The organism is Thiomonas sp. X19 (assembly GCF_900089495.1).
Lineage (GTDB): Bacteria > Pseudomonadota > Gammaproteobacteria > Burkholderiales > Burkholderiaceae_C > Thiomonas_A.
In genome coordinates this window covers 1,096,453-1,122,298 of record NZ_LT605203.1, presented here as the reverse complement: position 1 = coordinate 1,122,298, position 25,846 = coordinate 1,096,453, and the positions used below count along the sequence as shown (strand labels likewise).

At 64.5% G+C, this 25,846-nt stretch carries 29 protein-coding genes; 10 read left to right on the top strand and 19 right to left on the bottom strand.

Annotated elements, in window-relative coordinates; all coding sequences use genetic code 11:
* Positions 1 to 38: 38 nt before the first annotated feature.
* A complete protein-coding gene (locus THIX_RS23740; RefSeq protein WP_199195235.1) occupies positions 39 to 176 on the top strand; it encodes a hypothetical protein in 138 nt (45 codons plus the stop codon).
* Between the two features lie 34 nt (positions 177 to 210).
* Here the strand turns inward: THIX_RS23740 and purT are convergent, their stop codons facing one another.
* Together purT and THIX_RS05250 are read right to left on the bottom strand one after the other, a co-directional pair.
* On the bottom strand, positions 211 to 1,437 hold the full coding sequence (purT, locus tag THIX_RS05255) for a formate-dependent phosphoribosylglycinamide formyltransferase (RefSeq protein ID WP_112488188.1): 1,227 nt from the start codon (positions 1,435 to 1,437) through the stop codon (positions 211 to 213).
* 124 nt (positions 1,438 to 1,561) lie between these two features.
* On the bottom strand, positions 1,562 to 1,765 hold the full coding sequence (locus tag THIX_RS05250) for an MOFRL family protein (RefSeq protein WP_112485364.1): 204 nt from the start codon (positions 1,763 to 1,765) through the stop codon (positions 1,562 to 1,564).
* Between the two features lie 221 nt (positions 1,766 to 1,986).
* Here THIX_RS05250 and dapA point away from each other — a divergent pair, with 221 nt between their 5' ends.
* Positions 1,987 to 2,886, top strand: coding sequence for a 4-hydroxy-tetrahydrodipicolinate synthase (dapA, locus tag THIX_RS05245; RefSeq protein ID WP_112485363.1), 900 nt, complete (start codon positions 1,987 to 1,989; stop codon positions 2,884 to 2,886).
* Between the two features lie 129 nt (positions 2,887 to 3,015).
* On the opposite strand, the gene THIX_RS05240 is transcribed toward dapA, so the two are convergent.
* Entirely contained in the window at positions 3,016 to 3,483 is a 468-nt protein-coding gene (locus THIX_RS05240) for a nuclear transport factor 2 family protein (RefSeq protein ID WP_112485362.1), read from the bottom strand.
* Between the two features lie 92 nt (positions 3,484 to 3,575).
* Between THIX_RS05240 and THIX_RS05235 the strand changes: the two genes are divergently transcribed.
* Complete coding sequence (locus THIX_RS05235; protein ID WP_112485361.1) at positions 3,576 to 4,145, top strand: TetR/AcrR family transcriptional regulator; 570 nt, start codon at positions 3,576 to 3,578, stop codon at positions 4,143 to 4,145.
* Positions 4,146 to 4,302: 157 nt separating this feature from the next.
* Positions 4,303 to 5,526, top strand: a complete 1,224-nt coding sequence (locus THIX_RS05230; protein ID WP_112484360.1) for an ISAzo13-like element ISCARN37 family transposase — start codon at positions 4,303 to 4,305, stop codon at positions 5,524 to 5,526.
* A gap of 77 nt (positions 5,527 to 5,603) precedes the next feature.
* On the opposite strand, the gene THIX_RS05225 is transcribed toward THIX_RS05230, so the two are convergent.
* The 5 genes from THIX_RS05225 to THIX_RS05205 all read right to left on the bottom strand — a co-directional run bounded on the left by THIX_RS05225 (position 5,604) and on the right by THIX_RS05205 (position 11,078).
* Positions 5,604 to 6,911, bottom strand: coding sequence for a glycerate kinase (locus tag THIX_RS05225; RefSeq protein WP_112485360.1), 1,308 nt, complete (start codon positions 6,909 to 6,911; stop codon positions 5,604 to 5,606).
* A gap of 12 nt (positions 6,912 to 6,923) precedes the next feature.
* On the bottom strand, positions 6,924 to 7,814 hold the full coding sequence (gene glxR / locus THIX_RS05220) for a 2-hydroxy-3-oxopropionate reductase (protein WP_112485359.1): 891 nt from the start codon (positions 7,812 to 7,814) through the stop codon (positions 6,924 to 6,926).
* Positions 7,815 to 7,925: 111 nt separating this feature from the next.
* Entirely contained in the window at positions 7,926 to 8,699 is a 774-nt protein-coding gene (hyi, locus tag THIX_RS05215) for a hydroxypyruvate isomerase (RefSeq protein ID WP_112485358.1), read from the bottom strand.
* Positions 8,700 to 8,703: 4 nt separating this feature from the next.
* A complete protein-coding gene (gcl, locus tag THIX_RS05210) occupies positions 8,704 to 10,458 on the bottom strand; it encodes a glyoxylate carboligase (protein ID WP_112485357.1) in 1,755 nt (584 codons plus the stop codon).
* A 434-nt stretch (positions 10,459 to 10,892) separates the two neighbouring features.
* Positions 10,893 to 11,078 carry a 4-oxalocrotonate tautomerase gene (locus tag THIX_RS05205; protein WP_112485356.1) on the bottom strand — a complete coding sequence of 62 codons (186 nt, stop codon included), beginning with the start codon at positions 11,076 to 11,078 and terminating at the stop codon, positions 10,893 to 10,895.
* A 241-nt stretch (positions 11,079 to 11,319) separates the two neighbouring features.
* Between THIX_RS05205 and hflX the strand changes: the two genes are divergently transcribed.
* A complete protein-coding gene (gene hflX / locus THIX_RS05200) occupies positions 11,320 to 12,678 on the top strand; it encodes a GTPase HflX (protein ID WP_112485355.1) in 1,359 nt (452 codons plus the stop codon).
* Positions 12,679 to 12,955: 277 nt separating this feature from the next.
* On the opposite strand, the gene THIX_RS05195 is transcribed toward hflX, so the two are convergent.
* The 6 genes from THIX_RS05195 to THIX_RS05170 all read right to left on the bottom strand — a co-directional run bounded on the left by THIX_RS05195 (position 12,956) and on the right by THIX_RS05170 (position 15,663).
* Complete coding sequence (locus THIX_RS05195) at positions 12,956 to 13,243, bottom strand: addiction module antidote protein (RefSeq protein WP_112485354.1); 288 nt, start codon at positions 13,241 to 13,243, stop codon at positions 12,956 to 12,958.
* 3 nt (positions 13,244 to 13,246) lie between these two features.
* Positions 13,247 to 13,546, bottom strand: coding sequence for a type II toxin-antitoxin system RelE/ParE family toxin (locus THIX_RS05190; protein ID WP_112485353.1), 300 nt, complete (start codon positions 13,544 to 13,546; stop codon positions 13,247 to 13,249).
* An 87-nt stretch (positions 13,547 to 13,633) separates the two neighbouring features.
* On the bottom strand, positions 13,634 to 14,302 hold the full coding sequence (locus THIX_RS05185) for a transglycosylase domain-containing protein (RefSeq protein ID WP_158540806.1): 669 nt from the start codon (positions 14,300 to 14,302) through the stop codon (positions 13,634 to 13,636).
* Positions 14,287 to 14,781, bottom strand: coding sequence for a hypothetical protein (locus THIX_RS05180; RefSeq protein ID WP_112485351.1), 495 nt, complete (start codon positions 14,779 to 14,781; stop codon positions 14,287 to 14,289). The genes THIX_RS05185 and THIX_RS05180 overlap by 16 nt, the downstream gene beginning before the upstream one ends.
* 270 nt (positions 14,782 to 15,051) lie before the next feature.
* Positions 15,052 to 15,369: a DNA-binding transcriptional regulator gene (locus tag THIX_RS05175; protein ID WP_112485350.1), complete on the bottom strand. Its 318-nt coding sequence runs from the start codon at positions 15,367 to 15,369 to the stop codon at positions 15,052 to 15,054.
* A 12-nt stretch (positions 15,370 to 15,381) separates the two neighbouring features.
* Complete coding sequence (locus tag THIX_RS05170; RefSeq protein WP_233224409.1) at positions 15,382 to 15,663, bottom strand: hypothetical protein; 282 nt, start codon at positions 15,661 to 15,663, stop codon at positions 15,382 to 15,384.
* A 64-nt stretch (positions 15,664 to 15,727) separates the two neighbouring features.
* Between THIX_RS05170 and THIX_RS23315 the strand changes: the two genes are divergently transcribed.
* Positions 15,728 to 15,892 carry a hypothetical protein gene (locus THIX_RS23315; protein ID WP_158540805.1) on the top strand — a complete coding sequence of 55 codons (165 nt, stop codon included), beginning with the start codon at positions 15,728 to 15,730 and terminating at the stop codon, positions 15,890 to 15,892.
* Positions 15,893 to 15,894: 2 nt separating this feature from the next.
* On the opposite strand, the gene THIX_RS05165 is transcribed toward THIX_RS23315, so the two are convergent.
* From THIX_RS05165 to uraH, 4 genes are all read right to left on the bottom strand, one after another.
* Positions 15,895 to 17,304, bottom strand: a complete 1,410-nt coding sequence (locus tag THIX_RS05165) for a nucleobase:cation symporter-2 family protein (RefSeq protein ID WP_112485349.1) — start codon at positions 17,302 to 17,304, stop codon at positions 15,895 to 15,897.
* Positions 17,305 to 17,355: 51 nt separating this feature from the next.
* Positions 17,356 to 18,561 carry a urate hydroxylase PuuD gene (locus tag THIX_RS05160; RefSeq protein WP_112485348.1) on the bottom strand — a complete coding sequence of 402 codons (1,206 nt, stop codon included), beginning with the start codon at positions 18,559 to 18,561 and terminating at the stop codon, positions 17,356 to 17,358.
* 479 nt (positions 18,562 to 19,040) lie between these two features.
* Positions 19,041 to 19,868 carry an outer envelope protein gene (locus THIX_RS05150; RefSeq protein WP_112485346.1) on the bottom strand — a complete coding sequence of 276 codons (828 nt, stop codon included), beginning with the start codon at positions 19,866 to 19,868 and terminating at the stop codon, positions 19,041 to 19,043.
* Positions 19,869 to 20,011: 143 nt separating this feature from the next.
* Positions 20,012 to 20,365 carry a hydroxyisourate hydrolase gene (gene uraH / locus THIX_RS05145; protein WP_112485345.1) on the bottom strand — a complete coding sequence of 118 codons (354 nt, stop codon included), beginning with the start codon at positions 20,363 to 20,365 and terminating at the stop codon, positions 20,012 to 20,014.
* A gap of 236 nt (positions 20,366 to 20,601) precedes the next feature.
* Between uraH and THIX_RS05140 the strand changes: the two genes are divergently transcribed.
* From THIX_RS05140 to THIX_RS05125, 4 genes are all read left to right on the top strand, one after another.
* A complete protein-coding gene (locus THIX_RS05140; protein WP_233224408.1) occupies positions 20,602 to 21,357 on the top strand; it encodes a GntR family transcriptional regulator in 756 nt (251 codons plus the stop codon).
* A gap of 72 nt (positions 21,358 to 21,429) precedes the next feature.
* Complete coding sequence (gene puuE, locus THIX_RS05135) at positions 21,430 to 22,383, top strand: allantoinase PuuE (protein ID WP_112485344.1); 954 nt, start codon at positions 21,430 to 21,432, stop codon at positions 22,381 to 22,383.
* 2 nt (positions 22,384 to 22,385) lie between these two features.
* Positions 22,386 to 24,158, top strand: a complete 1,773-nt coding sequence (gene uraD, locus THIX_RS05130; protein WP_112488186.1) for a 2-oxo-4-hydroxy-4-carboxy-5-ureidoimidazoline decarboxylase — start codon at positions 22,386 to 22,388, stop codon at positions 24,156 to 24,158.
* Positions 24,155 to 25,426: a M20/M25/M40 family metallo-hydrolase gene (locus THIX_RS05125; RefSeq protein ID WP_112485343.1), complete on the top strand. Its 1,272-nt coding sequence runs from the start codon at positions 24,155 to 24,157 to the stop codon at positions 25,424 to 25,426. The genes uraD and THIX_RS05125 overlap by 4 nt, the downstream gene beginning before the upstream one ends.
* A 49-nt stretch (positions 25,427 to 25,475) precedes the next feature.
* Here THIX_RS05125 and THIX_RS05120 read toward each other — a convergent pair whose 3' ends face one another.
* Positions 25,476 to 25,841, bottom strand: coding sequence for a c-type cytochrome (locus tag THIX_RS05120; RefSeq protein WP_112485342.1), 366 nt, complete (start codon positions 25,839 to 25,841; stop codon positions 25,476 to 25,478).
* Positions 25,842 to 25,846: the final 5 nt, after the last annotated feature.

Below are 25,846 nucleotides of genomic sequence, written 5' to 3'. Positions count from 1 at the left end.
ATGCGCCCGCACGCTGCGGGTCGGCAACGGAGAAGATCATGGTCAAAGGTCAGCAACGCAGCAACAAGGAAGCGAAAAAACCCAAGCAGGACAAATCGCCATCCAAGCCGATTTCGCCCCAGGCGGTGAAGCCTGCCGTGACCACCGTGGTGGCGGACCGGCACAAGAAGAAATGATGCACGCCGGGTTTGTGCGGCGTGCAGCGCGCACTCACGCCGCCGCGGCCCCAGGGACCGGCCGCACGAGGCTGGCAGACTGTTTGGCGCGGCTGCGCGCTTCGTGAATGTCGGCCCCGCTGGCCACCGCCACGCCCATGCGGCGACGCGTGTAGCTCTCGGGCTTGCCGAACAGGCGCAGGTCGGCGCGCGGCACGGCCAGGGCTTCGGCCACGCCCTCGAAGGCGATGGCTTTGGCGTCCACGCCGCCATAGATGACGGCCGAGGCTCCCGGCTCGCGCAGCGTGGTGTCCACCGGCAGGCCGAGGATGGCGCGGGCGTGCAGTTCGAACTCGGACTGGCGCTGCGTGCACAGCGTCACCAGCCCGGTGTCGTGTGGACGCGGGCTCACCTCCGAGAACCACACTTCGTCGCCGCGCACGAACAGCTCCACGCCGAAAATGCCGCGCCCGCCCAGTGCCGTGGTGACGCGCTCGGCGATGGTGCGCGAGCGCTCCAGCGCCAGCGGCGCCATGGGCTGCGGCTGCCAGGATTCGACATAGTCGCCGTTCACCTGCAGATGGCCGATGGGCTCGCAGAACGCGGTGGCAACCTGGCCCGTGGCCGGGTTCACCGCACGCACGGTGAGCAGGGTGATCTCGTAATCGAAGTCAATGAACCCCTCGACGATGACCCGCGCCTGTTGCACCCGGCTGCCGGTCATGGCGTAGTCCCAGGCACGCTGCACATCGGCCGGCCCGCGCAGCACTGACTGCCCCTTGCCGGAGGACGACATCACGGGCTTGACCATGCAGGGGTAGCCGATGCCGGCGTCGATCGCCGCCTGCAGTTGCTGCACCGTGTCGGCGAAGGCGTAGGGCGAAGTCGCCAGCCCCAGTTCCTCGGCCGCCAGGCGGCGGATGCCTTCGCGGTTCATCGTGAGCTGCGCCGCGCGCGCCGTGGGAATCACCTCGGCCAGCCCTTCGGCCTCGATCTCCAACAACGCCGCCGTGGCGATGGCCTCGATCTCCGGCACGATCAGATGCGGCCGCTCGGCCAGCACCAGCGCCCGCAGCGCCGCCGGGTCGGTCATGTCGATGACATGCGCCCGATGCGCCACCTGCTGCCCCGGAGCGTTGGCATAGCGGTCCACCGCGATCACCTCCACCCCCAGGCGCTGCAAGGCGATGATCACCTCCTTGCCCAGTTCACCCGCGCCGAGCAGCATGACGCGAAGCGCGGAGGGAGAAAGGGGGGTTCCGAGACGGGGTGACGAGGTCATGCTTGGCTCCATGCAGGCAGGCACACGCTCTTGCGCGTGCAAAACGCACAAGCATATCGAACGCCAGGCCGACGCGTAGAGGCTCGCCCCCGGCCGGCGACATCACGACCTAAACGCGTGCAGGTCAAACCACCAGCACCGCCCGGAAATCGTTGACGTTGGTGTAGGTCGGGCCGGTGACCAGCAGGTCGCCGGTGCCCTGGAAGAAGCCGTAGGCGTCGTGCGCGTCGAGCAGGGCCAAATGAATGACGTCGGAGTGAAGAGCATCAGAACGAAACCGGAAACCAGACGCCAAGACGTTGCCCGCCGCATGTGATTGCGCCGATATACTGGGCCCATGCCTGTCTACCGTTCAGCAGTCCTTTTTGCGCCAGTCGCCACGCACGGCGACCCCGACGTAACGCGCGCCGCAAACCTCAAATCCAAAAAACAGCCGCTCATCTGACCGGAGCGCTGTTCCGTCAGAACGACGGGGCGGCGACAAGGCAACACCCACATCTCCTTCCCGAGAACTGATCGGTTCCAAACGGTCTGTACTTGGAGAACTGCATGTCTGCTTTCACTGGAATCTGGGTGCCGCTCGTCACCCCATTCACCACGGACGGTACTGCGGTGGACCACGCCGCGCTGCACCGCTTGGTGCAACACTTGAGCGCTGCAGGCGTGTCAGGTCTCGTGGCCCTGGGCACCACAGGTGAGCCCTCGGCGCTGGACGACGCCGAGAAGGACGCCGTGCTCGACACCGTGCTGGCCGCCGCGGGCAAAACTCCGGTCGCCGCCGGCCTTGCCGGAAACAACGCGGCTCATCTGCGCGCCAGCATGCCCCGCATGAATGCCCGGCAGCTGGCTGGTCTGCTCGTCCCCGCACCCTATTACGTTCGCCCCGGACAGGATGGGATACGCCGGCATTTCCTCGATCTAGCGGACCTCAGTGACCACCCTTTGATCGTCTACGACATTCCCTACCGCACGGGCGTGCAGATCGACACCGCGACCATGCTGGCCTTGGCCGCGCACCCGCGCATCCGGGCGGTGAAGGACTGCGGCGGCTCGACCGACAAAACCCTGGCGCTCATCCTCGACGGTCGGCTGCAGATCCTCGCCGGGGAGGATCTGCAAATCTTCTCCACGCTGTGCCTGGGCGGCAGCGGCGCCATCGCTGCCAGCGCGCACCTGCACACCGGGCGCTTCGTCGCCTTGCACCAAGCCGTCAGCGCAGGCCGGTTGGCTGAAGCGCGCGAACATTTTCATGGCTTGGCTCCCTTCATACGCGCCCTGTTTTCCGAACCGAACCCCGGTCCGGTGAAGGCGGCGCTGGCGGCACAAGGCCTGATGCATGACACCGTGCGAGCACCGATGAGCTGTGCCAGCAAAGACTTTCGTACGCATTGGTCCAGGTTGCTCCAAGTGTTGCCGGAGCACGAGGTCGATCGGGACGCAAAGGCATGAACGTGTATGGAGGACTCACCAGATTCTGATGGTGATAAATAGCCTCCAACGAGGCTCCGGCTGAGGTGCGCTGCCTCGGTTTGTGCTCGACTTGCCATGCTCTTCAACAGAGTCATTACGTTCCTTCTGTTAAAGCCCCAGATTGCTCAGCCCCGGGTGATCGTCCGGGCGACGTCCCAGCGGCCAGAAGAATTTGCGGTCAGCCTCCCGGATTGGCAGGTCGTTGATGCTCGCGTAACGGCGCATCATGAATCCTTGCTCGTTGAATTCCCAGTTCTCGTTGCCATACGAGCGGTACCACTGGCCCGAATCGTCGTGCCACTCGTAGGCGAAGCGCACGGCGATGCGGTTGCCGGTAAAGCCCCACAATTCCTTAACCAGCCGGTAGTCGAGTTCGCGCGCCCACTTGCGTTCGAGGAAGCGGCGCACTTCCTCGCGCCCGACCGGGAATTCAGCGCGGTTACGCCAGCTTGTGTCCTCCGTATAGACCAGCACGACGCGCGCGGGTTCGCGCGTGTTCCAGGCATCCTCGGCCATGCGCACTTTCCGACGGGCGGTGTCTTCGGTAAAGGGGGGAAGCGGCGGTTTGGTTTCCATGTCGACTCCTTATCGTGCTGGGTAATGTAGACAGACCTGTCTACATTAGGCGCAGTCTAGTCTGCATAGACAGACCTGTCTACAATGGCCATGTGAACACCCGAAACGACTCAGGCGATGGGCAGCCCGCCGCATGTGACCGCATCCTGCGCGCCGCACACGATCTCTTCTACAGCGACGGCGTGCGCGCAACTGGCATCGACCGCGTCATAGCCGAATCGGGCGTGGCCAAGCTCACCTTCTATCGCCATTATCCGAGCAAGAACCATCTGGTCTGCGCCTATCTGAACGACCGGCACCAACGCTGGATGGCCTGGTTCGTCGAGGCGCTGGCGCGCCACGGCGGCAGGCCGGAGGCTATCTCACTGGCGGTGGGCGAGTGGTTGCACGATCCGGGTTACCGCGGCTGCGCCTTCATCAACAGCGTTGGGGAACTAGGCAGCGCGCTGCCAGAGGTCGCCGAGATCGCACGCAGCCATAAGGCAGACATGACCGCGGCAATCGCCGCTGTGCTGCCAACTTCGCGGCAACGCGCGAAGTTGGCACAGGCTGTGGCGCTGGCCATTGACGGCGCCATCGTGCGGGCGCAGTTCGACGGCTCGCCCGACGCGGCGCTGGCAGCGCTGGACCGCATCGTCAAGGCATTGTTGAAGACGTCGTAAGGGCAGGAGCCATATAGCAGACGACAACTGATGGGTTATGCAGAAATCTACCGCTAAGGCGGCGTTAGGAAATAACTTGTTCAGTTTCCTCGAGTCNCTAAGGCGTCGTTAGGAAATAACTTGTTCAGTTTCCTCGAGTCGGTTAGGCTTGCGGTCCATGCAAGCCGATTCGCCGATTGGGCAGCGCTGGGCACTGATGCGAGATCGCCTCGACGAGCGGCAGCGCCGGGCGCTGGCCGCCGCCGAAGCCAAGGTGATTGGGCGCGGAGGCACTTCGCAGGTTGCGGCGGCCACCGGCCTGGCTCGCGGCACGATCGCCGCGGGCATGCTGGAGTTGGAGGGCACGGACAACGAGTTCATGGCTGGCGCGCAGTTGGCGCCCCCTTCGGCGACGCGGCGCCCCGGCGGCGGGCGCAAGCCGCTGACGCACAAGGATCCGACGCTCGTGGCGGACCTGCTCGCACTTGTCGAGCCGACCACGCGCGGCGATCCCGAGTCGCCATTGCGCTGGAGCTGCAAGAGCCTTCGCGTGTTGGCCGAGCAACTCCAGCAGCAGGGTCACGCTGTCAGTCATGTGGTGGTGGGCCAACTGCTGAAGGCCCAGGGCTTCAGCCTGCAGGGCAACGCCAAGGTGATCGAGGGCAACCAGAGCCCCGACCGCAATGCACAGTTCGAGCACATCAACGCGACTGTCAGCGCCGCGCTTGCGCGCGGGCAGCCCGTCATCTCGGTGGACACCAAGAAGAAGGAACTGGTCGGCCAGTTCAGGAACGGCGGCAAGGAGTGGAGCCCCGTGGGCGAGCCGGCGCAGGTGAAGGTGCACGACTTCGTGGACCCGGAACTCGGCCGAGCCAGCCCCTACGGGGTCTACGACATCGGAGCCGACCAAGGCTGGGTGAGCGTTGGAACGGATCACGACACCGCCACGTTTGCGGTGCAAACTATCCGGCGCTGGTGGTACGCGATGGGCAAGCCGCGCTACCCCAAGGCGCGCGAGCTCACGATCACCGCCGACGGCGGCGGCAGCAACGGCCACCGGGTGCGGCTGTGGAAACTCGAACTGGGCCGCTTCGCCCAAGAGGCTGGGCTGAACATCCGCGTGTGCCACTTCCCGCCTGGCACGAGCAAGTGGAACAAGATCGAGCACCGCATGTTCTCCTTCATCACGATGAACTGGCGGGCGCAGCCCTTGGTCAGCCACGAAGTGATCGTCAATCTCATTGCCGGCACCAAGACCAGAAGCGGGCTCACCGTGCATGCCGAACTGGACACCAACTCGTATCCGAAGGGTGTCGTCGTCACCGATGCAGCCTTGGCCACCATTCGCATCGAACCGAACAAGTTCCACGGCGATTGGAACTACTGCATCCGCTCAGGGTAGATCAATCAAGTTATTTCTGAACGACGCCTAAGTTGCTTTATCACTGATGTTGCGTTAAGGACAGCAGCCTGCTGTGATCACATTACCAGCACGGCGCGAAAGTCATTGACATTGGTGTAGGTCGGGCCGGTGACCAGCAGGTCGCCGGTGCCCTGGAAGAAGCCGTAGGCGTCGTGCGCGTCGAGCAGGGCGCGTGGCTTGAGGCCAAGGCTGGCGGCGCGGGCCAGGGTGTCGGGGGTGATCCAGGCGCCAGCGTTGTCTTCGCTGCCGTCGATGCCGTCAGTGTCTCCCGCCAGCGCCCACACGCCCGGTTCGCCTTGCAGCGCGATGGCCAGCGCCAGCAGGAACTCGGTGCCGCGGCCGCCCTTGCCTGCGGTGCCGCCTTTCGCCACGGTGACGGTGGTTTCGCCGCCCGACAGAATGACGCAGGGCTTGCTGAAAGGCTGGCCGTGGCGCGCCGCCTGGCGGGCGATGGCGGCATGCGCCAGCGCGATGTCGCGCGATTCGCCCTCCATGTCGTCGGCCAGGATGTGCGCGGCAATGCCGGCCTGGGCGCAGGCGTCGGCAGCGGCGCGCAGCATGTGCTGCGGCGTGGCGATGAGCTCCACGCGGTTGCGGGCGAAGACGGCGTCGCCCGGCTTGGGGGTTTCGAGCGCACCGCTTTCCAGCCCGGCGCGCGCCGCAGCGGGAATGCCGATGCCGTAACGCTCGATGATGGCCAGTGCATCCAGGCAGGTGGTCGGGTCGGGCACGGTGGGGCCGCTGGCGATGGTCGCGGGATCATCGCCCGGCACGTCGGAAATCAGCAGCGTGAGCACCTGCGCCGGGGCGCAAGCGGCCGCCAAACGCCCGCCCTTGATGGCCGAGAGGTGCTTGCGCACGCAGTTCATTTCGCCAATGGTGGCGCCACTCATCAGCAGCTCGCGGTTGATGCGCTGCTTGTCGGCAAGCGTGAGCCCGGCAGCGGGCATGGGCAGCAGCGCCGAGCCGCCGCCGGAGATCAGGCAGATGACCAGATCGTCTGCGGTGAGGCCCCGCGTCAATTGCAGCATGCGGCGCGCGGCTTGCTCGCCGGCGGCGTCGGGCACCGGGTGGGCGGTCTCGACCACCTCGATGCGTCCCGGCCTGGCGCGCAAGCCAGGGGGAGCATAGCCGTAGCGCGTGGCCACGAGGCCGGAAACGGGTGCATCCTTGGGCCACAGCGCATCCAGCGCCTCGACCATCGCCCCACTCGCCTTGCCCGCGCCCAGGACCAGGGTGCGGCCCTTCGGCGGCGGCGGCAGGAAAGCGGCCATCACCTCGCGCGGCTGGGCGCGCGCCACGGCCACGTCGAACAAGGCGCGCAGGAAGCCGACCGGATCGGCGGCGGGGCTGGGGAGGTTCATCGCAAGAGTCGCTCAGGCATCCGGCGCGATGGTGTGGTTGCTCATGATTTCCACGGCGCGGCACAGCGCGGAATGGTCGAGCGCAGCCATGCCGTTGGCGGCGCAGGCGGAGAACAGCTGCTGCGCGGTGGCGGTGTTGGGCAGCGACAGCCCAAGCTGCTTGGCCCCCGACAGCGCGAGGTTCAAATCCTTCTGGTGCAGATTGATGCGAAAGCCCGGCTGGAAGGTGCGCTTGACCATGCGCTCGCCGTGCACCTCCAGAATGCGCGAGGCCGCGAAGCCGCCCATCAGCGCCTGGCGCACGCGGGCCGGATCGGCGCCGGCCTTGCTGGCGAACAGGAGCGCTTCGGCCACGGCCTGGATGTTGAGCGCGACGATGATCTGATTCGCCACCTTGCAGGTCTGGCCGTCGCCGTTGCCGCCCACCAGGGTGATGTTCTTGCCCATGAGCTTGAACAGCGGTTCGACGGCGTCGAACGTGGCCTGCTTGCCGCCGACCATGATGGTGAGACTGGCCGCCTTGGCGCCGACTTCGCCGCCCGACACGGGTGCGTCGAGATACTCGCAACCCAGCGCGTTGATCTGCCTGGCGAACTCTTTCGTCTCCATCGGCGCGATCGAACTCATGTCCACCACGATCTTGCCGGCGCTCAGGCCCTTGGCGACGCCGTCATCGGCGAACAGCACCTTCTGCACATCGGGCGTGTCGGGCACCATGATGAAGACGATGTCGGCCTGCTGCGCCACTTCGGTGTTGTTGGCGCAGGGCTTGGCACCCGCGTCCAGCAAAGCTTGCGGCACTTTGCCATGGGTGTTGACGACAAGCGTGTGGCCCGCGGCGAGCAGATGCCCCGCCATGGGCGCGCCCATGATGCCGAGGCCGATGAATCCGAGTTTTGCCATGTCGATCTCCGTTGTGTGGTGTTCGGTGTTTCCCCCTCCCAGCCTCCCCACGGGGTGGGGGAGGTGTTGGCTCCCTCCCCACTCGTGGGGAGGGCTTGGGTGGGGCGTTTTTTACAGTGCGCTGATCCAGCCAAGCCCCGCCGTGGTGGTGGTCTTGGGCTTGTATTCGCAGCCGATCCAGCCGGCGTAGCCGATGCGGTCGAGATGCTGGAACAGGAAGCGGTAGTTGATCTCGCCGGTGCCGGGCTCATTGCGGCCTGGGTTGTCGGCCAGTTGGATGTGGGCGATGCGCGGCAGTTGCTTTTCCATCGTCGCCGCCAGTTCGCCTTCCATGCGCTGCATGTGATAGATGTCGTACTGCAAATACAGATTGGGGCTGCCGACTTCGTCCATGATGGCCAGCGCCTGCGCCGAGCGGCTCAGGAAAAAACCGGGGATGTCGTAGGTGTTGATCGGCTCGATCAGGAGCTTGATGCCATGCGCGGCAAGCTCCCGCGCCGCATATTGCAGATTGCTCACGAACGTGTCGTGCAAGCGCTGCGGCGCCGCGCCGGCGGGGACCTTGCCTGCCAGGCAGTTGAGTTGCATCACCCCCAGCGCTTTCGCATAGTCGATCGCACGGCCCACGCCTTCGCGGAACTCGCTCACGCGCTCGGGCAGGCAGGCGATGCCGCGCTCGCCGGCATCCCAGTCGCCGGCCGGCAGGTTGTGCAGCACGATCTGCACCCCGGCCTGCAGCGCCTTGTCGCGGATGACCTCCGCGCCGTGCGCATAGGGAAACAAAAACTCCACGCCCTTGAAGCCGCTCTTCGCCGCCGCCTCGAAGCGGTCGAGGAAGGGCAGTTCGTTGTAGAGCATGCTGAGGTTGGCGGCGAACTTGGGCATGGCTTCAGGCCTCCACGGGTGACAGGTCGAGAATAGGCTCGAACTCGGTGACGTTGTCGATCTCGGTGCCCATCGAAATATTGGTGACGCGCTCGAGGATGATCTCGACCACCACCGGCACGGCGAACTCGGCCATCCAGGCCCGCGCCTGGGCGATGGCCTCCTGGATCTTCGACGGATCGCGCACGCGGATGGCCTTGCAGCCCAGGCCCTCGGCCACTTTCACATGATCCACGCCGTAGCCGTCGAGCTCGGGCGCGTTGATGTTCTCGAACGAAAGCTGCACGCAGTAGTCCATGTCGAAATTGCGCTGGCTCTGGCGGATGAGGCCAAGGTAGGCATTGTTGACCACGATGTGAATGTAGGGCAGCTTGAACTGCGCGCCCACCGCCAGTTCCTCGATCAGGAACTGGAAATCGTAGTCCCCGGAGAGTGCGACGATTTCGCTTTTCGGGTCGGCGGCGCGCACGCCCAGGGCCGCGGGCAGCGTCCAGCCCAAGGGACCTGCCTGGCCCGCGTTGATCCAGTTGCGCGGCTTGCCGACCTTGAGGAACTGGGCCGCGGCGATTTGCGACAGGCCGATGGTGGTGACGTAGCGCACGTTGTCGCCGAAGGCCTCCACCATCTCCTGATACACCCGCTGCGGCTTGATCGGAATGTTGTCGAAATCGCTCTTGCGCAGCAGCGTCTGCTTGCGCTGCAGGCAGTCTGCGGCCCAGGCGCTGCGGTCCTTCAAGCGCCGCGCCGCCTTGCGCTCGCGCGCCACCTGCACGAACAGCTCCAGCGCCACCTTGGCATCGGAGGCGATGCCGAGGTCGGGCATGAACACGCGCCCGATCTGCGTCGGCTCGATGTCCACGTGCACGAACTTGCGCCCCTTGGTGTAGACCTCGACCGAGCCGGTGTGGCGGTTGGCCCAGCGGTTGCCGATGCCGAGCACGAAGTCCGACGCCAGCATGGTGGCGTTGCCGTAGCGGTGGCTGGTCTGCAGCCCCACCATGCCGGCCATCAGCGGGTGGTCGTCGGCAATCGCGCCCCAGGCCATCAGCGTCGGCACCACCGGCACGCCAGTCAGTTCGGCGAACTCCACCAGCAGTTCGGCGGCGTCGGCGTTGATGACGCCACCACCGGCGACGATCAGTGGCTTGTCGGCGGCCTCCAGCATGTCGAGCGCGCGCTCGATCTGCGCCCGCGTGGCACGGGGCTTGTGCACCGGCAGGGGCTCGTACAGGTCAGGGTCGAACTCGATTTGCGCCACTTGCACGTCGAACGGCAGGTCGATCAGCACCGGGCCGGGGCGGCCCGAGCGCATCAGGTGGAAAGCCTGCTGGAACACGCCGGGCACCTGCGCCGGCTCGCGCACGGTCACGGCCATCTTGGTCACCGGCTTGGCGATGGACTCGATGTCCACCGCCTGGAAGTCCTCCTTGTACAGCCGCGCGCGCGGTGCCTGGCCGGTCACGCACAAAATGGGAATGGAGTCGGCACTGGCCGAATACAGGCCGGTGATCATGTCGGTACCCGCCGGCCCCGAGGTGCCGATGCACAGGCCGATATTGCCGGGAGCGGCGCGGGTGTAGCCCTCGGCCATGTGCGAGGCAGCCTCCACATGCCGCGCCAGCACATGGGCGATGGAGCCGCGCTTGCGCAGCGCGTTGTAGAACGGGTTGATGGCGGCGCCGGGCACGCCGAAGGCTTGGTGAATCCCCTCTTTTTCGAGGATGCAGACGGCGGCTTCCGCAGCGGACATTTTGGGCATGAATCGTCTCCTGAATCTGCACTCCGCACGACGGCGCGGAAGACGCGAGACCGAAGTGGCTCGCGGAATTTACTGAGCGCCCCCAGGGTCGGCTCGCCGGCCCGCCCCCCGTGGGGGTCAAGGAAACTTGGGGCGCCCCTGCGTTTCCTTGAGAGACTTTAGGCAGAAACGCCGCGCAGAAAAAGAGGACGGAAGGCGAAAGATTGCAAACCTGCGCAGGGGTAATGCGGCACAGGTTTGCGGTTCCACGGCATCTCAAGGCTACGCTCGATGGCTTGGGCGCAGGCTTCGTCGGTATTGCCCAATGGCGCACCGCTCAAGCCGATGCGCCTTGGATTACGCCTTGGATTGCGCCTTGCAGATCGCGGCTGTTGGAGGCTTGCGCTTGCGTGCGCACCATCCGCGGCAGCAGCCTCACGCGCCTGCGGGCTGGCTCAACGCTCGCTCCAGAGCTTGCCGCCCGTGGCCCAGTGCGCTTTGGACACTTCGTTCAGGATGATGTCCACCGCCTCGGGCGAACACTTGAGGGTGTCCACCACGGCTTGGGTGATGTTCTCGACGAGCTGCTTTTTCACCTCGGGGCTGCGGCCCTCGAACAGGTCGATGCGGATGGCGGGCATGGTTGAATCTCCTTTGGGTTGTCGTGTGCGCCCCCGAGGGGGATGAAACACCGTGCATTCTGGCTGAAGACCGAATGGCTCGCATTCGAAGCTGGCTCGGAGCTGACCCGGGCTCGTCTCCAGGGCCTTCGGATCGCTGCGCCAACGATGGCCACTACGATTCGACCTCCCCATCGAGCCCCCCGAGGGGCAAGAAAACTCGGGGGCGGGCCTTCGTTTCCTTGAGAGAAGTCAGCGCAGCATGCAACCAGAAAACCAAGACAAACCCTTTGACGCCATCGTTGCCGCGGTTCAGTTGCCCAATGTCAGCGATTCCGAGTTCGAATCCTCGCTGGCCGAACTGCGCGATCTGGCCAAGACCCTGGGGTACAAGGTCGTGCACACGTTCGTGCAAAGGCGCGCCAGCTTCGACACCACCGCCTATCTCGGCGCGGGCAAGCGCGATGAGATTCGCGACTACGTCGAGCGCCACGCCGGCGACGCGCGCGACGACGCGCCGGGCCACGCCACCGACCCGCAGGCCGACGGCATCGAGATGCTGTTGATCGATCACGAAATCTCCCCTTCCCAGGCGCGCAATCTGGAAAAAGCCGTGGGTTGCGATGTGATGGATCGGACCATGGTCATCCTCGAAATCTTTCATCGCAACGCCCGCTCCCGTGCCGCCCGCGCGCAGGTGGAAATCGCCCGCCTCGGCTATATGGCGCCACGCCTGCGCGAGGCGGCAAAGCTGGCCGGGCCGCAGGGCCGTCAGCGCAGCGGCACCGGCGGGCGCGGTGCCGGCGAGTCGCATACCGAACTCGACCGGCGCAAGATTCGCGATCGCATCGCCGAGCTGCAACTCGACATCGACGCCATGATTGTGGAGCGCCAGACCCAGCGGGCGCGCCGTCAGCAGGGCCAGGGCCTGGCAAGCGTGGCCCTGGTGGGCTACACCAACGCCGGCAAGTCCACCTTGATGCGGGCGCTGACCGGCAGCGAAGTGCTCGTCGCCAACAAGCTGTTCGCCACCCTCGACACCACCGTGCGCGCCCTCCACCCCGAGAGCGTGCCGCGCGTGCTGGTCAGCGACACCGTGGGGTTCATCAAGAACCTGCCGCACGGCCTGGTGACGTCGTTCAAGTCCACGCTGGACGAGGCCTTGGACGCGTCCTTGCTGCTGCATGTGATCGACGCCAGCGACCCCGGGTTCGAGCGCCAGCTCCAGGTCACCGACGAGGTGCTGGCCGAAATCGGCGCCCGCGACGTGCCGCGCATTCGGGTGTTCAACAAGATCGACCATGTCGGCGACGCCGAGGCACAGCTCCAATGCGAAACCGAACTGCGCGCCAAGTACCCCGCCTGCGTCGTCATGAGCGCGCGCCGCGCCGACGACGTGGCCAAGCTGCACCACCTCATCGTGACGTTTTTTCAGAAGGATCTGGTCGAGGCCGAGCTGCACCTGCCCTGGTCGGCACAGCAACTGCGCCGCGACATCTACGCGCAGTGCGAAGTGCTGAGCGAACGCGCCGACGAAACCGGCGCCATCTTCAAGGTGCGCGGCGAGCCATCCACCATCCAGAGCCTGCGCGAGCGCTTCGAGTCGGGGCGGGCGGCGTAGCCAAAGGCGACAACCGTCAAGAGCAATGAGGCCAGTCATCGACCGGCCACCCCGTTTCTCGAAACTCGTTCGGTATTGCACCGAACGGGCACGTTCAATCGAACAACACAAGCGAGAACGCCAAGTCCTTGATTCCTAAAACCGGCGCTTCTCGATTCAATTCGTCTCAAAAAAGGTGGTTTGTGTAACGTTCAAGTTCAGGGGTGCTGCGCGGCTTTATTGCGCAGCGTCCCCCGGAACGTAGGGTTGAGCCCCACGATGTGGAACCGGGACAAACTCATGAGCGGACGGGCGAAGCCGAAAGTTTTACTCCCAGGGCGTGAAGCAGCTTAAGCATAGTGTCATAGCGTGGCTTGGCGCCTGGCGTAAGTGCTTTGTAAAGGCTCTCGCGCCCTACTCCTGCGTCTTCGGCGAGTTGGGTCATACCTCGGGCGCGGGCCACATCACGCACGGCGGTTAGAAACACATCGGGGTTGGGATCTTCCAGTGCGGCAGTTATATATTCCGCAATGGTTTCCTCATTATCAAGGTAGTCGGCAGCATCGAAGGGGGCAAATTTGGTCATGGTTCACTCCTTGTCCAAAGTCCGCGCCATCTCGATGGCGCGTTTGATGTCGCGCTTCTGCGAGGACTTGTCGCCGCCCAAGAGAAGCAGATAGACCACCTCGCCGCGCCGGATGAAATAAGCCCGGTAACCGGGTCCGACGTGGGTACGCATTTCGAAGACCCCTTCGCCAACTGGCTCGCAGTCGCCGAAATTGCCCTGTTCGGCAGACCGGATACGATGGGCGATCCGGGCGCGTCCTACTCTGTCTTTCAAGTCGGAAAGCCAAGCATCAAACTCCTCGGAGCGCAGAAAGGTGTTCATATGTCACAGCGTATCCGATCGGATACCGATATGCAATCCTACACGCGAGGTCGAGTGTCCACGGTGTGAGAGGCCGAACGTCTGAATTCACCGGAGCTGCGCGGCTTTATCGCGCAGCGTCCGGTGGAATGATGGGTTAGCCGATCTTTTTAGACGAACGAAGATGTATTGCACCCTGCTGTTAACTCTCTGATGCCATTCAGTCGTTGGAGACAATGGCTCTGGATACTTGAGCCTCGCCACCATGTACGAAATGCTGTCTTGTGACGTTGTTTCCAAGTTTGGTTTGCAAGCACAAGTCAATGCGGACAGACCACATCGACCTGAGCCATAAAACGCGTTGCCCAGGTAGGCCTTGGCGATCTGTGCTTTTGATCGTTTGCTGGAAAGAGCGATGGCAACCAACTGTTCACGTAACTTACGACGCAAAGTTTTTTCGTAACACTCAAGAACGACCCGCACCAGTTGCTGCTCTATTGTGCTGGCCCCTTGAACTCGACCAGTTCGCACCCAAAGCAGTAGAACGCGAAGCACCGCAATGGGATCGACGCCTGGATGAATCGAACTCCGATGGTCCTCCGCTGTCACCAGAGTAACTACGAAGCGATTTGGAATTGATGGTGCTGTATCGACAGCAGCCAGACACCGGTGTAGGTCATCATTCAGCCCGCACAGCCTGAGCCTGATCATCACGCGCGAAACAAGGATCAATGGTGATACCAGTATGTGTATGGCCACTCTCAGAATGGCTTGCATTGCCATTTTACCGTCCCATTCTGATCCGCGACCATTGATGAAAATTTGCCGTGAAAGGTATCTGCACCGTCCGCAGTTATTTCGTAAAAGGTTGTTGATTCGCGCCCATGACCATCCTCAATCACATGGAGATAAATCCTGTCCTTCCCGAAATACTTCTTTTCTACGTAGCCAGTAACCGTTGCGCGCGTGCGATTTTCTCCGGAGAACGTGCGCTCACCAGTTGAAGAGTTTTCGTATATTTTTTCTGCCGTGCCCTCAATTCTATTGCCTTCACGCCAGAGCATCACCACGTACCTCAGTATCATCCCAGCATAGGGTGTGTATGCAGTGGTCTGAGTTGTCTGCTCTAAGTACCAACGACCGGTTAACTTCGGAAGTGGAAACAATCTTTCCTTAGCGAGGAAGAAGAGAACGGCCAATACGACGCCACCCGCTACGGTAGCAAGAAGGTCTGCCCAGAAACTTGCAAAGCTCATATGGAGTGTCCTATGGGCAGGCTAACGTAATGTAGATCGTCGGATAAACCGGGCATCCCAGGATATCCGACGCGATAAGCACAACGGCCAGTGGGGCGTGCAAGCATGCTGCAGGTCTGCAACCCGCATGACAACTGGCTTTCCAAAGCAATGACTCTGCAGATTCACGGTCATCGGTGGCACACGAATCCTGTCATCTATATCTCCCCCATCCATGCACCCGCTGGCGCCGAGCCCAAAAGCGAAACACCTTGCGCCATGCAATCCCATCTATCCATTTTCAGCCACGGCGAGGAGAGCTTTCGGGTTCATGCGCGCAATCGTCAGCAAGGTGCGCGCCGCTCCGCTGGGTTGCTTGCGGCCTTGTTCCCAACCCTGCAAGGTACGCACTGAGACGCCGAGCAGCGCGGCGAATTGGGATTGCGACAAACCCGTGCGTCGGCGCGCCTCGGCGGCGGGCGAGTACGCGACCTGCGTTTTCCCGGCCTTCATCTGGCGCACTGATTCCAGCAGTTCGGCAGCCAGGTCACGGGTGGCCTCATGGGCTGCGAGTTGCGCGTCCAAGAGCGGTTTAGCTTTCGAGGGCATGGCCAATCCCCTTCAATTTGGCGCCGGTGATGTTGTCGGTCTTGCTCTTCGCATAGAGAGTCGGAAGCACCACTTCCTCCTCGGCCGTGCGTGTGAAATCGATGACGCGCACACCGCCAGATTTTCCTGAACCTGCACGAGCCAGCGGATCTTGCGGATCCCGCCGGATTCGGGCGCCACGTCACCAGCGTTCGGATGCTGGGGAAGGTGAGCAGCAAACTCGCCGCGCTCTTCCTCGCTCCGGTACAACGGCCATTGTTCCTGGAACAAAAGGGTCTCGATCACCGTGAACATGGGCGAACTATACGCCTAAGACGCATACTCATTGAACCCATGCACAGCGATCAGGCGCACGAGCATGCGCGTCACCGGAGAGCCGGCATCAGGAGCCGAACTCAAGCTCAAATTCCAATTTTCGGACGCCGATGCTGCGCTCATCGTCGAGTGCGATTTCAACACTGCGTTCCACGTGGCATCAAAAAGCCCCGCATCGAGCGGGGCAAGCCTGCAATTTTTTGGCTAGGGTCAGTGCGGCCCGGCGGCGTCCTCGGCGGCGTGTTCAAGCTCGCGCAGGCCATCGGCGTTCAGCCGGCCCAGGCCATTGAAGAAGAGGTTGAGCGCGAAAGCCACCACGGCGGTGAGCACGATGCCGCTATGCAGCATGGGCTCCAGCACCTTGGGAAAGTGGATGAAGAACTGGGGCGCCACCAGCGGAATCATGCCAAAGCCGATGCCCAGTGCAACGATGAGCAGGTTGTTGCGGTTGGTCTTGTAGTCCACCTCGCTCAGGATGCGAATGCCGGTGGCGGCGACCATGCCGAACATGGCGATGCCGGTGCCCCCCAGCACCGGTTGCGGAATGGCCGCGACCAGCGCGCCGAGCTTGGGGATGAGCCCAAGCAAAACCATGATGACGCCGCCAGTGACCGTGACCCAGCGGCTGCGCACCCCGGTCATGCCGACCAGGCCGATATTCTGCGAAAACGAGGTGGTCGGGAAGGTGTTGAACATGCCCGCGAGGATGGTTCCCAGCGCGTCCACCCGCAAGCCGCGGCCAAGCTCCGCGCGGCCCACCTTGCGGCCGACGATGTCGCCCAGCGCGAAGAACATGCCGGCCGATTCGACGAACACGACCAGTTCCACCACGCACAGGGTGACGATGGGGCCGATGGCGAACTTGGGCGCGCCGAACTGGAAGGGTATGACGAGGTGGAACATATCGGCCTTGGCCACTTGGCTGAAGTGCATCAGCCCGAGTGCCGCCGCCAGGGCGCTTCCAACCACCAGCCCGACGAGCACCGAAATGTTCTGCAGAAAGTTGCGCCCGTACTTGCTGATGAACAGGATGACGACCAGCACGAACAGCGCAATGCCGAGGTTTTCCATCGAGGCGTAAGCCGGGTTGGGCACCATGGGCTTGAGCCAGGCTCCGCCGACGGCCCATTGGATGCCCACCTGCATCAGTGAGATGCCGATGATGGTGATGACCGAGCCCGTGACCACCGGCGGGAACAAGCTGATGAGCCGGCAGGCGAAGGGCACGATCAGCATGCCGAACAGGCCGGCGGCGATGATGGCGCCGAAGATGTCCTGCAAACCCATGCCGGGTGCGGAGGCGATGGCGATCATCGGCGTCACCGCAGCGAAGGTCATGCCCATCATCACCGGCATGCGGATGCCGAACCAGGGCGTGAGGCCGAGGGACTGGATGATGCTGGTGATGCCGCAAATGAACAGATCGGCCGTGATCAGCAGCGCGATCTGCTCCGCCGGCAGCTTCAGCGCCGAACCGATGATGAGCGGCACGGCCACCGCGCCGGCGTACATCACCAGCACATGCTGGATGCCCAGCGCGACGAGCTTGCCCGCAGGCAGCACCGCATCGACCGGATGCGGCTCGCTTGGGGCCTGATACTGAATGGATGCTTCAGCCATCGTTGTCTCCTTGGAATCGTTGTCGGACGGACTGTGTGAAATCCGGCGCGGTCAGGGCTTGGCGCCATCCTTCACCCATTGCCCGATCTCGGCGCGCTCCAGATCGGTGATCTGCGTGGCGTTGTTCAGCGGCATGGCGCGGGTGACGACCACCTGCTGGTAGATGTCCTGCGCGTGGCTGACGATGCCCCGTGCCGAGTCCAGCCGCACGCCTTTGCTGGCGGCGGCACCGGCGTGGCAAAGCAGGCAGCGCTGCTGCACGATGTGCCGCACCATGGCGAAACTCACCGGCCTGGCTTGTGCCAGGGCGGGTTGCGGCTTGGGCGCGAGCGCCACGGCCACCCCCAGGATGATGACCACCGCCACGCCCCAGTACCGCCATTTCCACGCGCCCTTGTGTTTGAGCACGAAGAACTGGCGGATGAGGGCGCCGGCCAGCATCATCAGCACCAGCACGACCCAGTTGTTCTTCGCGTCGTAGACGAAGCTGTAGTGGTTCGACAGCATGGCGAACACCACCGGCAAGGTGAAGTAGGTGTTGTGCACGCTGCGCTGTTTGCCGCGCTTGCCGTCCATCGGGTCGGGTGTCTGCCCGGCACGCATCGCCGCGACGACGCGGCGCTGGCCGGGGATGATCCAGAAGAACACATTGGCGCTCATCATCGTCGCCATCATGGCGCCGGTGATAAGAAAGGCGACGCGACCGGCAAACAGATGGCAGGCCGCCCAGGCGGCGATCACCATATACACCGCAACCAGGATGCCGACGGTGCGGTCACCGTTCCTGCCTTGACCGAACAGGCGGCAGATCCCGTCGTAGACCAGCCAGCCGACCACCAGAAAGCCCAGCAGCGCCGCCCCGGCCCAGACCGGCTGCGACCAGGCGTACACATGCGGATCGACGATGAAAATCCCGGCGTGATAGAGGTAGAGCACCGACAGCAGGGCGAAGCCCGACAGCCAGGTGGTGTAGCTCTCCCAGTAGAACCAATGCAAATGCTGCGGCAGATCCTTGGGCGCCACCCTGTATTTCTGCGGGTTGTAGAAGCCGCCGCCGTGCACCGCCCACAACTCGCCGTCCACGCCCTTGGCCTTGAGGTCCGGGGCTTGGGGCGGCTCCAGGCTGTTGTCCAGCCAGACGAAGTAAAAGGACGAGCCGATCCAGGCGATGGCCGCGATCACGTGCAGCCAGCGCAACAGCAGATCGGCCCAGTTCATCGCGTAGGGCGTGAGCGTGGCGAGCAAGTCGTTCATCATGGTTCCTTCCAACAATCACATGAAAACGACTTTCGCCACGGCAGGCTCTGCAAAAGTCTTCAAGCTCGCGTGCCGTGGGTGTCAGCGGCGGTCATGCTCTGCTGCGAGCTGAGTTCAGGTCGGTGCAATGATTGCTGCGCCGGCCTGGGTGTCTTGGCTTGTTCCCGATCTCTGCNCACCTGGCCGAGTTCGAGGTTCACCCATTCGAGCTGCGGCTGCCAGCGCAACCACTCCGTCTCGGGCATGCAGGCCAGCAGCCCATTTGTTTTCGGTGGCATGGAGAGGGCGGGCATGGGCTGGACTCCTCCATGGCGATGTGTGCAGGGGCAGCCGGTGGCCGTTTCGATTCTTCAAGTTTAGGTGGCGAAATCCAGCAACTCTGTGCGATAGCGCACAGAGTTGCACGAGAAAACAACATTGAGCATGAAGGCCGTTCCAGCCCGGCGGGCGGCGGCTTCACGCCAGCCGCCCGAGCCGCTTCAGAAGTGATATTCCACCCGCACCATGGGCGTGGAGGCCTTGGCGCCTGGGGTGGTGCCGGAGGGGTTGCCGAACTTGTTGCGCCAGTACTGGTACTGCAGGCCGGCCCACAGCTTGTTGGGCGCGCCAGACAGCGCCCGTCCCACGTCGTACATCACCTCGGTGGACAGCAGGGTCTCCGGCACGGTGCCAAAGCCCTTGGCGCCGATGTGGTCGACATAGCCGCTCCACTTCCATTGGCCGCCCGCCAGGGGAATGCCCCAGTCGGCCGCCAGCACATAGGTGGTGTTGAAGGTCACGTCACCGCCTTGCGGGTAGGGGGTGAAGCCGTTGTGGTTGCTCTCCTTGTACAGCTCCAGCCCCACCTCGGCGAATCCCGGCACGTTCAGGCCCACCATGGGGCCGAGGCGCAGCTTACGCACCCGCGGGCCGAAGGTGGTGTTCTTGGCGGAGTAGTCCACCCCCATGGCCAGCTTCACGTCGTTGATCGGGCCCCACTGGATGGTGTTGCCGCTGATCTGGTCGTACGACCAGGTGCGGCGGTACACGGCGTACAGCTCCTGCGCCCCGGCGGCGGCGCAGGAGGGGGAGTTGGCGCCGGCGGCGCAGGCCTCGGGGTCGCCGGCGTCGGACATGAGCACGTCGAGGTTGAAGAAGTTGGTGCCCCAGCCGTCGCCCCCGGCATAGGAGAAGCCGACGATGCGCTTGGCGATGCTTTGCCTATAGCCCGGCTCGGCAAACTGGGTGCCGTAGGCAAAGTGCACCCAGGCGTCGCTCCAGGTGGCGGCTTGCGCGGCAGGGATGCTGCCAGGCCACCGCCGATCCATATGGCGGCCGCCAGTACGGCCTTGCCCTTGTTGCTGCAATTTTTCAACTTCGATCTCCTGCTGTTCAAGTTCAAGGCATCGCGGACGACAGTAGCCGCCCGCACCTCCCTTGGCGCCCCCCCAAGGATTCCCGCTCCACCCGCCTAACTGCCACGGTAGGTTGCATAACTCCAGGGTGTGACGAGCAGGGGCACGTGATAGTGGCCGGCTGCATCGGCAGCACCGAATTCGATGGGAACGTCCTCCAGAAAAGCGGGGAACGCCGTTGCGAGGCCTTGCGCCTCGAAGTAAGGGCCGACATGAAACACCAGCCGATAACGCCCGGCCGCGAAGGCGGCATCCTGCAGCAGCGGGGCATCGCAGCGCCCGTCGGCGTTGGTGATCGCCGTGCTCAGTTGAACCCAGGCGCCGGAACGTTCGGCCAGAACGGTGATGTGCACGCCGGCGGCCGGTTTGCCACGGGCGGTGTCGAGGATGTGCGTGGTCAGCTTACCCATATTTTTGCATACACTTTAAAAGTTTTATGTATGCTATTTCAAGCGGAAGCGAAATACAATGGAAATCAGGCATTCTCGTTTTCCCGAATCCATCGACAATCCGGGCCAGGCGAAGCGGGGGCGTCTGACAATACCGAGAAAGACCGAGAGCGCTCCACGGCAGGCGTGGTTTCAGACACCCGCCCAGGAGGGCGAACCTTTCCAACGCACCGCGCCTCAAGCATGGAGGAAGCAAAATGAATGCCAAAGCTCCGACCCCGAACCGCGCCCGGCAAGCGTCCGAGCCCAAGCCGTCAAACGCGGCACCTGCCGCCCCCGAGCAGGACTCGACCCAGACCATCGCTGCCGCCATCACTTCCGCCATCATCGAGCACCGCCTGGCACCGGGGGCCAAGCTCACCGAACAGAAAATCGCCGCCATTTACGGCGTCTCGCGCACCATCGTGCGACAGGCCCTGTTCCAGTTGGCACGCGATCACCTCGTCACCCTGGAGCCGGCACGCGGGGCCTTTGTGTCGCAGCCCTCCGTCGAGGAAGCGCAGCAGGTGTTCGCCGTGCGGCGCATGCTGGAACAGCATCTGGTGGAGGAGTTTTGCGACAAGGCCACCCCGGCTGATTTCCGCGCCATGCGTGCTCACCTCAAGCAGGAACAGGCGGTGGTCGGGCGGGTGGACGTGACCGGCCGCACCCGGCTGCTGGGCGACTTTCATGTGCTGATGGCCGAGCGCATCGGCAACATCGTGCTGGCGCAGATTTTGTCGGAGCTGATTTCGCGCTGCGCCCTCATCACCTTGATGTACCAGTCGTCGCGCGCCGCGCAGCATTCCTCCGACGAGCATGTCGCCATCCTCAGGGCGCTCGAATCGCGCGACGTGAAACTGGCCAAGACCTTGATGGAAGCGCACCTGCGCGAAACCGAAAACAGCCTGCTCTACCACCCGCGCACTTCCAGCGCCGACCTCACGCTGGCGCTCGCCGCCTACGCCGCCTGAACGCAACGCAACACGACACCGCCCATCGCAACACCATGCAAGGCCGCGCCAAAAAGGGCTGCGCCGCACATCATGTCTGTTCTCACGACCCACTACCCCCGCGACCTCATCGGCTACGGCCGCAACCCACCCCACGCGCAATGGCTGGGGCAAGCCCGCATCGCGGTGCAGTTCGTGCTCAATATCGAAGAAGGCGGCGAGAACTGCGTGCTGCATGGCGACGCGGGCAGCGAACAGTTCCTCTCCGAGATGTCCAACCCGCCGAGCTTCGCGGCACGCCACCTCAGCATGGAGAGCATTTACGAATACGGCTCGCGCGCTGGGGTCTGGCGCCTGCTGCGCGAGTTCGAGCGCCGCGATCTGCCACTCACGGTGTTCGGCGTCGGCATGGCGCTGCAGCGCACGCCCGACATCGCCCGCGCCTGCGTTGAACTGGGCCATGAAATCGCCTGTCACGGCTGGCGCTGGATTCACTATCAAACCGTGGACGAAGCCACCGAACGCGAACACATGCGCTTGGGGCTGCAGGCCATCGAGGCCGTGTGCGGCGTGCGCCCGCTGGGCTGGTACACCGGGCGCGACAGCCCCAACACCCGCCGCCTGGTGGCCGATGACGGCGGCTTCCGTTACGACAGCGACTACTACGGCGACGACCTGCCCTTCTGGCTGCAAGTGCGCAAGACCGACGGCACGCTGGCGCCGCATCTGGTGGTGCCGTACACCCTGGACAGCAACGACATGCGCTTCGGCCTGCCGCAAGGCTTTGCGCAGGCGGACGACTTCTACTGCTACCTGCGCGACAGCTTCGACGTGCTCTACGCCGAAGGCGAGACCGCGCCGAAGATGTTGAGCGTGGGCATGCATGCGCGCATGCTCGGGCGGCCCGGGCGCATGCGCGCGCTGCAACGCTTTCTCGACCACATCGCGCGGCACGACCGGGTGTGGGTGGCGCGGCGCATCGACATCGCGCGACATTGGGCGCAGACGCATCCCTTCAACCCCGCCACCGCTTTTGTCTGGGAATGACCATGTTGCAACTCGCCACCCTCAACGCCGCATCGCCAGCCGAGTTCACCGCCCTGCTCGACGGCGTGTATGAGCACTCCCCCTGGATCGCCACACGCGCGTGGAGTCTGCGGCCCTTCGCCACACTCGCGGCGCTCAAGCACGCCCTGGTGCAGACCGTGCGCGACGCTGGCAACGAGGAACAACTCGGCCTGATGCGCGCCCACCCGGAACTGGCGGGCAAGGCGGCCGTGGCGGGAACGCTCACGGCGGAATCCGCCAGCGAGCAAAGCCGCGCCGGGCTGGCGCACTGCACGCCCGAGGAGTTTGCGCGCCTCACCCAACTCAACGCCACCTACACCGAGCGCTTCGGCTGGCCCTTCATCCTGGCCGTGCGCGGCCCGCGCGGAGTGGGCCTGAGCCGCGCGCAGATTCTCGCCACCATGCAACGCCGTGTGGACCATCCGGCGGACGTCGAGTTCGCGGAAAACCTGCGGCAGATCCACCGCATCGCCGAACTGCGCCTGAACGACAAATTCGGTTTCGAACCCGAACTCGGCAACACGGTCTGGGACTGGTGCGAGCAACTCGCCGCGCACAGCGAACCCGCCTGGGCGGAGAAAGGCGAGCTCACCACGACCTATCTGACCGATGCGCATCGCGCCTGCGCCGCCGACATCGCAGCGTGGATGCGCGACTGCGGCTTCGACAGCGTGGAGATCGACGCCGTGGGCAATGTGGTCGGCGTCTATCACGGCCCCGACCCGCATGCCCCGCGTCTGCTCACCGGCTCGCATTACGACACCGTGCGCAACGCCGGCAAGTACGATGGCCGCATCGGCGCCTTCATCCCCATGGCCTGCGTGCGCGCACTGCACCGCGCCGGCAAGCGACTTCCCTTCGGCCTCGAAGTCGTCGCCTTCGCCGAAGAAGAGGGCCAGCGCTACAAGGCCACCTTCCTCGGCTCGGGCGCGCTGGTGGGCGGCTTCAATCCGCAATGGCTGGAGCAGCGCGACAAGGACGGCATCTCCATGCGCGAGGCCATGCGCCATGCCGGCCTGCCTGCCGAGCTGTCCGCCATCGCCGCGCTGCGCCGCGACCCGGCGCAGTACCTCGGCTTCGTCGAAGTGCATATCGAACAAGGCCCGGTGCTGAACGCGCTCGACCTGCCGCTGGGCATCGTCACCTCCATCAACGCCAGCATCCGATTTGTCGGCGAGATCATCGGCATGGCCAGCCACGCGGGCACCACGCCGATGGCCACGCGCCGCGACGCCGCCTGTGCCGCCGCTGAACTCGCGCTGTTCCTCGAGCGCCGGGCCGCTGCCGACGGTGATTCCGTGGGAACGATGGGACTGCTCGAAGTGCCCGGCGGCTCGATCAACGTGGTGCCGGGACGCTGCCGTTTCAGCCTCGACCTGCGCGCCCCCACCAATGCGCAGCGCGACCGGCTGCGCGACGACGTGCTGACTGAGCTCGCCGCCGTCTGCCAGCGCCGCGGCCTGCGCTACACGGTGGAAGAAACCATGCGCGAGGCCGCCGCCCCCGGCGCCCCCGACTGGCAACGGCGCTGGGAAGCCGCGGTTGCCGCGCTCGGCCTGCCGCTGCACCGCCTGCCCAGCGGGGCCGGGCACGACGCCATGAAGCTGCACACCGCCCTGCCCCAGGCCATGCTGTTCGTGCGCGGCGAAAACGCCGGTATCAGCCACAACCCGCTGGAGTCCAGCACCGCCGACGATCTCGACCTCGCCTGCGCCGCGTTCAACCATCTGCTCGATCAACTCGCCACATCATGACCGACACCGTACATGCCACTGTTGCGGCCAACTATGCCGCGCTCGACCGCTGGATCGACGCGCACTTCGACACCCAGGTGCGCTTCCTGCAAGAGCTGGTGCGCGTGCCCACCGACACCCCGCCCGGCAACAATGCCCCGCACGCCGAACGCACCGCCGAGCTGCTGGCCGGCTTCGGCATGGAAGCGGAAAAAATCGCCATTCCCGCCGACATCGTGCAGGCCCACGGACTGCAGTCCATCATCAACCTCATCGTGCGCCGCCGCTACGCGCAAGGTGGCCCGACCATCGCCCTCAACGCCCACGGCGACGTGGTGCCGCCGGGAGAAGGCTGGAGCCACGACCCCTACGGCGGCGAGGTCGTGGACGGCAAGCTCTACGGCCGCGCGAGCGCCGTGAGCAAGTGCGATTTCTCCACCTACACCTTCGCCGTGCGCGCGCTCGAAGCCCTGGGCGCCCCCCTCCAGGGTGGCGTGGAACTGCACTTCACCTATGACGAAGAATTCGGCGGCGAACTCGGCCCCGGCTGGCTGCTCGACAAGGGCTTGACGCAACCCGACCTGGAAATTGCCGCGGGCTTCAGCTACCAGGTCGTCACCGCGCACAACGGCTGCCTGCAGCTCGAAGTCACGGTGCATGGCGTCATGGCGCACGCGGCCATTCCCCATACCGGCGTCGACGCCCTGCAGGGAGCCGTGGCCATCCTGGGCGCGCTGTACCGCGAGAACACGCGCTATCAGCGCATCCGCTCCAAGGTGCCGGGGATCGATCACCCCTATCTGAACGTCGGCTGGATCGAGGGCGGCACCAACACCAATGTCGTGCCGGGCAAGGTCAGGTTCAAACTCGATCGCCGCATGATTCCGGAAGAAGATCCGGCCGAGGTCGAAGCCACGCTGCGTCGGGTGATCGAAGATACAGCGGCCACCTTCCCCGGCATCACGCTGGACATCCGTCGCATGCTGCTGGCCCGTGCGCTCACGCCCCTGCCCGGCAACAAGCCGCTGGTGCTGGCGCTGCAGCGCCATGCGCAAGAGGTGTTCAACGCGCCGATCCCCGTCACGGGCTCGCCGCTCTACACCGATGTGCGGCTCTACAGCGAACGCGGCATCCCGGCGGTGATTTACGGCGCCGGGCCGCGAACGGTGCGCGAGTCCAACGCCAAGCGTGCCGACGAACACATAGTGCTCGATGACCTGCGCCGCGCCACCAAGGTGGTGGCACGCACCCTGCTGGACCTGCTGGCGGTCCAGCAGGCGCGAGGTTGAACGCGGAGTTGGACGTTCTGCTCGACGCGGGCGCAAGACTTGCGCAAGCTCAACGCAGTTCGCCGCGGATGTAGAGCGGGCCTTTGAGGCTGGCCACATAGGCGGCGATGTCGTGCAACTGCTGCGCGTCGTACTGCGCCACGATGCCACCCATGATGGGGTTGTTGCGGCCATACAGCGGGGTCTGGTGCTTGGCCTGGTATTGCTGCAGCGCGTGGAACAGGTAAGACGCGTACTGGCCAGCAATGATGGGGTAGTTGGGGGCGATGGGCTTGTCGAGACCGGCGCCATGGCAGGCGATGCAACCGCCCTTGTTGACCAGCTCTTCGCCCTTCTTGAGGTCCGCCGCGTGCGCGGCGCCGACAAATGCCAGGGCCGTGGCGGCCAGGGACAGTTTTGCGAACATGCGGTTCATCTGGG